Annotated in this window: 5 protein-coding genes and 1 pseudogene; all 6 read right to left on the bottom strand. The window is 41.3% G+C overall.

The window, feature by feature from the left end:
- Nucleotides 1–188, bottom strand: a pseudogene (locus NXS07_RS18055) (hypothetical protein); the annotation flags it as partial.
- Nucleotides 189–361: 173 nt separating this feature from the next.
- On the bottom strand, nt 362–1150 hold the full coding sequence (locus NXS07_RS18050) for an SDR family oxidoreductase (protein ID WP_258087324.1): 789 nt from the start codon (nt 1148–1150) through the stop codon (nt 362–364).
- Between the two features lie 68 nt (nt 1151–1218).
- On the bottom strand, nt 1219–2391 hold the full coding sequence (locus tag NXS07_RS18045; protein WP_038194079.1) for a Bcr/CflA family efflux MFS transporter: 1173 nt from the start codon (nt 2389–2391) through the stop codon (nt 1219–1221).
- A 13-nt stretch (nt 2392–2404) separates the two neighbouring features.
- Nucleotides 2405–3895, bottom strand: a complete 1491-nt coding sequence (locus NXS07_RS18040) for a thiamine pyrophosphate-binding protein (protein WP_230580544.1) — start codon at nt 3893–3895, stop codon at nt 2405–2407.
- 254 nt (nt 3896–4149) lie between these two features.
- Nucleotides 4150–4929 carry a phytanoyl-CoA dioxygenase family protein gene (locus NXS07_RS18035; RefSeq protein WP_038194077.1) on the bottom strand — a complete coding sequence of 260 codons (780 nt, stop codon included), beginning with the start codon at nt 4927–4929 and terminating at the stop codon, nt 4150–4152.
- A gap of 60 nt (nt 4930–4989) precedes the next feature.
- Nucleotides 4990–6273, bottom strand: a complete 1284-nt coding sequence (gene aroA / locus NXS07_RS18030) for a 3-phosphoshikimate 1-carboxyvinyltransferase (protein WP_258087325.1) — start codon at nt 6271–6273, stop codon at nt 4990–4992.
- Between the last annotated feature and the right edge of the window lie 150 nt (nt 6274–6423).

Genomic DNA, 6423 nt, shown 5'->3' with positions numbered 1-6423 from the left:
GCCGCAACAGATCCGCTTACATATTCTTCAATCAGTCGCTGAGGTCTGATAGCAAATCCAGCCGCCTCGATTTCACGACGCTGGCTTTCTGTATTCTGTTTGTCATTTTCAGAAGGCGACTGCACCAATTGATAGGGCTTAAAGCCTAGTGTGCATATGACTTCTGATAAAATAATTTCAGAAGTCATATGCACTAAACACTATTATGCTCGGTATTCATGTGCACCAAGACGCAGAACTACGCTGGATGATTGGTAACATAGCTCCAGCAATCGAGTGCAGACGACTTCTGACATTCCGTGCAATCGTCTTCTGAAAATGACAGTCAATATGGATTGTAATGTTCAGCTTTTTACCCTCCTTAAAAAATACCAGGATAGGCACCGCCATCAATAAGGATGTTTTGCCCCGTTATATAACCTGCATATACACTACACAAAAAAGCACAATATGCTCCAAATTCTTCGGGGGTTCCAAACCGTCCAGCGGGAATTTTTTGGCGGCGCTGCATTGCTATGCGCTCCGGTAAATCTCCGCATCTCGACGCTTTTTGTGCAAATGTTTGCTTCAGGCGATTAGTATCGAAAGCACCAGGTAATAAATTGTTTATGGTGACATTATTACTCGCTAGAGAGTCAGTTTTTGCCAAGCCACAGATAAAACCAGTTAGCCCTCCTCGTGCTCCATTTGATAATCCCAACTCACTTTGGGGGGCTTTAACTGTACCGGAAGTAATATTGATAACTCGTCCAAAACGGCGGTTAACCATCTCATCAATAACAATCTGAATCAGGCTGATGGGAGTGAGCATATTGGTATTAATTGCTTGGTACCATATGTCACGGTTCCAATCGGAATAATTACCTGTAGGTGGTCCAGCCGCATTTGTAACAAGGATATCTACCATAGGTGATGCACTTAACACAGTATCCTGAGTTTGTGATTCTGTTATATCACCAGGTACCCATTTTATCGATACAGCAGGGTTTATATTTTGCAGCCGCCGCGCAGCCGCCTTCAATGGTTCAGGCCTTCGAGCGTTAATAACAACATTTACGCCTTCTGCAACTAGTGCAGCAGCACAAGAAAACCCCAAACCTTCGCTGGCTGCACATATAACAGCCCAACGATCGGCTATTCCAAGATCCATATTTTCTCCGTTAGTATGAAAGTGAAGGTAACGGTTTCAATTTCGGCTGTGTTATAAGTGTCAACGTTCTATTTTGGTGCTTTGTACTGAGTAAAAGCGATTAAAACAACACAAATTAGAGTAAGGATGAAAAGTCCCCACATTAACCCTGCCGCAGTTGCTGTATGCCCACGGGAGAAAAAATATAATACAATGGCGGCACCGGCCATTTTTAGTGCTCCTTGTAAGGCACTGCCTGTTCCGGATAATTCAGGATGCCCATGTAAACTTATCCCGAGTAGTAATGGGGAAGAAAACCCACACCCCATTCCGACTGAAAAACTATAAATAACGATAAATGCAATTGATAATATCTGTATGAAGTGAACAGAAATGAGCGCAATTGCAGTGAAGAAAAGTAATAACGGAAGAGAAACCCTAAGAATTTTTTCAGGGCTAGAGTGTGACAACCATTTCTTTGTGAGTAATGAGCCTATTACAATTCCAGCAGAATAAATCATAAACAGATATCCATTCTGTGACGAGGATAAATCAAACTGAGTCTGAAAGACGAAAGGACTGGCAGTAAAATAACCAATGGTAATGGCAAACAAAACGGCAGATACAACACTGTATACAACAAAACTAACATCAGATAACAGAATTCGAAAACCTGTTATCCTGCCACTGTCTGTTGGTTTCATCGGCGATGTTTCTGGCAGCGTCATTTTTACAAAAGATACCCCTACCAGCATCATTATGGCGAGGGCTATAAAATTAAACCTCCACGGCAGATACTCTGTGATATATCCACCAATAACAGGAGCAAAAGCAGGTGAAACCTGTGATGCCATCGAAAAAATAGTCAGTGATTTGGATAATTCGGTTTTATCACGGAAAGTATCACTGAGTATAGCTCTGCTAATAACTGGACACCCGCCTGCACCAATACCGGTCAGAAGCCGGAACAGTGACAGTGTGTGAAATGATTCAGCTGTAGAAGTCAGGTAGTTACCGGCGGCGGAAAATAATAAGGAAAATACAATTATAGGGATACGCCCGTATTTGTCGGAAAGTGGGCCATAAAAAAGCTGAGATACAGCAAAACCAGAAAGATAATAAACAACAAGACTTTGCGCCTGATTGTTAGTAATCGCCAGTGCTGATTTTATTATAGGCAGTGCTGGATTATAGAGATCTATAGAAAATAATCCTAATACCAGTATTACGCACGAATTGATGATGATTAGTTTGGACTTCATACCTTTTTACCCTTCATAAGAGTGGAAGAGTTTTTATGCGCTTGTTGTATTCCTTGTTTGGTGTGGCATGTTGCTTATCGCATTTGATCTCGATCAAAAACGGGCTGTTCTGTTGCATAATTTCGGCAATATGCTTTTGTAATTGCTCAGGAGAATTCACACACAGGCTGTTTAATCCCAATCCTTTAGCTAATTGGCACCAATCATAATCAGGGATTTGAGTCAGATCTGTTCTGTTATCTTTATTATTAAAGTAGCTTGCTGCATAAGATGTGTTATTAAAGACAACAAAAAGTATATTGCGCTGGTATTTTGATGCAGTGGCTAACTCCATTCCTTGCATTAGCATACAACCGTCACCGGTTATGACCATACATTTTCTGTCAGGGGCGGCGAAACTCGCTCCTATGCCAGCAGGGATGCTCCATCCCATAGGGCCAAGTGTGGTTGCTGATATATACGTCTCAGGCCTGTGAGCGATCCAATAATGACCGAAGAATGAACGATGTGCACCAGAATCAACACTGACTATTCCATTTTCAGGAAAATGTTCCTGAAAGATTTTGATATAGGACGCGGGGTGTCTGGTTTCATTACCTGTTGCACTAAAATCGATTGGGAAATACTTGGGAACTGTACTGAGGTGTTGTACCCATTTCTCCCGTTCCGGGCGTCCTTCGATGAGGGGATTATGGTAGTATTCATTAAGAGTTTCCAGAAATGCGCTACTGTTTGCCGTGATCCCACAAGTGATCTCAAGGTATTTACCCAGATATTCCGGGTTAGTATCGACCTGAATCGTTCCCCCAGGAAGTTGCAACTCCAGAGACCATAGCATGGTGCTCCATTGGGTGGTGTCCATTCCCAGTAAAATAATCCCTTCCAACTTCGGATTCTTAAATGCTTCAATGGCTCTGGGGTTACCTGAATAACCGTAAATACCGAGTGACAGAGGATGGGATTCAGGAAAAAGCCCTTTACCACTTAGAGTCGTTGCCACTGGGAAATGATACTTTTCTGCAAATGCTAACAACGTATCAGCTGTTTCAGGCATTTTGCCCCGTAGCCCCGCAAGGATGATGCAATTACGGGCCTTAGCAATGAAAGTTGCAAATTCAGGTGAATTTATTTTCTTGATATCTATCGGGCGATTCTTCCAAGAGTCAGCAATACTTGCACTGATGTCGGGACGGTTTTCATCATGTTCATTTAAAACTTCCTGACTTATCCCCAGATAAACGGGGCCTTTTTCAGTGCCTTTCATTGCACGGAGTGATTCCCTCAGAAAACGACTGAGTGGTTGACCCGCCTTAACGTCAAATGCTGCACGAGTAACCGGAGCAAAAATTTCACGCTGATTAATTCCGGATTGGGTACTGTCCTGTAAGACATTGTGCATTTCCATTGCTGAAGCAATTTGGCCGGCTAAGAGTAAAACAGGGAAATTATCAGTATAGGCGGAGGCTATACCCGTCAGGGTATTTGTAACACCCGGCCCTCCAATAACGAGACATACACCAAAAGTGTCAGAGACACGGACCCCTCAGCCATATAAGCAGCACCCGTCTCGCAGGCTGTTATTATCGGTACAGGAAAGATGTCCAACACTGAGTCATCATCTTTTGGATAGCATTTCATGAATGAATTAATGAGCTTGCCGGGTACCATGAAGATATGAGATGCATTCAAGTGGCGCAGCTGCTTTAGTATATAAGATGCCCCATTTTCTTTATATCCATTATCTGAATGCGCCATAGCTTATAACCCTATGAATTGTATATTGTATTGTTTCATTATGTTTAATGAATCCTGATGAAATGAATCTGGATACCGGACGTTGGGCATATCTGCAAAATAAGGTTTTGGACTTTTAAGCAGGTAATCTGAAACATGCATAGAACATTGCGCACGATCTTGAAGATACTGTAGATATGACTCGTTATGCCGTTCTGAGGCAGATACTGTCCATTGTAAAGCCAGTTTAGTGTTATCAGGTGCTTTATCCGGGTAAGTGCTTCTGTGAGTTATTCTGTTATCCCATAGAATAAGATCACCAGCCTTACTCATGATAACTTTCTCGTATGCCTGTGGCGTATTTAACATACTTTTCACGGTGGGTTGATCCAGTCGATGAGAGAAGGGTATCAGAGTTATCCCACCTCCCAGTTCAGGGTCATTGTCCTGCAAATAGATAGCACACTGCATAAACTGTAGTGGAACTTCAGGATTGATGACTTCATCAGGGAGAAAATATGCGTCATTATGCCAGGGAATATAGACACTTTCTCGGATAGTAAAATTGGGAAACAAAGAGAAATCTCGACTAAAAAGTTCCCTGATAGCGGTGACTACTTTATCTTTTAGAATAGTGTTAAAGACATCGGGGGATTTTAGTACATCCGTCGGAAGCAGTGTTGACAAATTATTTCTTTCTAAAATTTTCTTATAATATTCTCTAATGATGTCAATTTCTTTTTTATTTATTACTTCTGAAATTACAACGTAACCTTGTTCACTCATCTGTTTGATAATATTCATACTGATATCCTCCGGATAATTAAAAATGAAATTAAACTAACTATTTCAAAAATATTAATTTTATTTTCCATGTTGAGGAATAACCTCTTGAAATGTGATCCCCAATTGTTCAAATTCTTTAAAGAAATCAGGAAATGAACAATGAACATCTTCATAACCATCAATATAATTAGCTTGTTGGCAACGTAATGATGCTACAAATAAAGACATAAAGATACGATGATCCCCCCAGCTGGAAAGTATGCAATTCCCCGCGTAGGATGAAGCTCCATAAATTTCTAAACCATCATAAACACCATTTATAAATAGAGGACGAATATTGACACCCAATTTTAGTAATTCATTTACCATTGCCTCTATTCTAGGCGATTTATGAAAGCGGGTAATAGAGCCTCCGGTAACTCTGAAACAGCCTGCGACATAAATACCTAACGCAGCAAGAGTAGGTACAATATTAGGGCAGTCGCTGACATTAAATTCATAATTTCCAGTCAGTTGTTTTTTTTTATTTATCAGGCGAATTTCGTTTCGCTTATAATTGCTAATGATATCCATTCCCATTTCATCAACAAACGTTAGAATCGCTTGTTCGCCTTGTAAACTCTTACTATTGATATTCTTGAGTGTTAAATCGCATGGAAAAAGAGTTGCCGCAGCAACAAGATAGGAACATGAGGTGTAATCGCCCGTTATTGTATATTCAGCAGAATTATATTGACCCGGAAATACAGTAATTTGGGAAAGATTCTCATTTTGCTGAAATTTAATGCCAGCTATTGTCAGAGTTTCTAATGTTTGCCGAATGTATGATAGCGATAGGGTTTTTTCTATGATTTTAATCGTGGTACTTTTCCTCGCAAGGGGGGCTGCAAACAGAATTGCTGTGATAAATTGGGAACTGATGTTTCCCTCGATTTCACATATACCGCCAGAATATCCTCCCCAATTGATGAAAGGGGCTTTTCCATTCATATGGACACTGGAAATGTTTCCTCCCAGCTGAATAAGAGCATTCAGTAAAGGTTCCATGGCACGGGTTCTGAGAACGACGTCACCAGAGATCACCGCTGGAGCTGTACTGTGGCAGGTTAGAGCGGTCATTACACGGAAGACTAACCCCGAACCCAAAGCATCAATGACTTTTTTCTTCGGATTAATTTTTCCGCCGATACCATAAATAATTAACCGCTCAGGCTCCTCAATAATTCGGGCACCAATACTGCGACAGGCTTCCTTCATTGTGCTGGTTTCCAGACAACGTAGATCATTATTTATAACTGATTTACCATTAGCTAAGCTGGCGGCCAGAATGGCTCTTTGGGTTTCTGGTTTCGATGATGGTATATATACCCATCGTAATTGAAGATGCTTGATTTTTCATTCGTATCAGATCAAGATCGCGCCCATGAAAATTACGCTGACAGATGCCCAAAAAGAAGCCCTCGAATTGATGCACGATACGACTCGTGATGGGCGCGTACGTGACCGCATCAA

The organism is Xenorhabdus bovienii (genome assembly GCF_024721015.1).
Taxonomy (GTDB): domain Bacteria; phylum Pseudomonadota; class Gammaproteobacteria; order Enterobacterales; family Enterobacteriaceae; genus Xenorhabdus; species Xenorhabdus bovienii.
Note: the sequence above shows the minus strand (reverse complement) of the source record. Positions and strands in the feature narration are given on the sequence as shown.

What these genes read in the sequence shown, in the direction of transcription:
- NXS07_RS18045 (WP_038194079.1), bottom strand. Translation starts at nt 2,391, where the DNA reads ATGAAGTCCAAACTAATCATCATCAATTCGTGCGTAATACTGGTATTA.
- NXS07_RS18035 (WP_038194077.1), bottom strand. Translation starts at nt 4,929, where the DNA reads ATGAATATTATCAAACAGATGAGTGAACAAGGTTACGTTGTAATTTCA.
- NXS07_RS18050 (WP_258087324.1), bottom strand. Translation starts at nt 1,150, where the DNA reads ATGGATCTTGGAATAGCCGATCGTTGGGCTGTTATATGTGCAGCCAGC.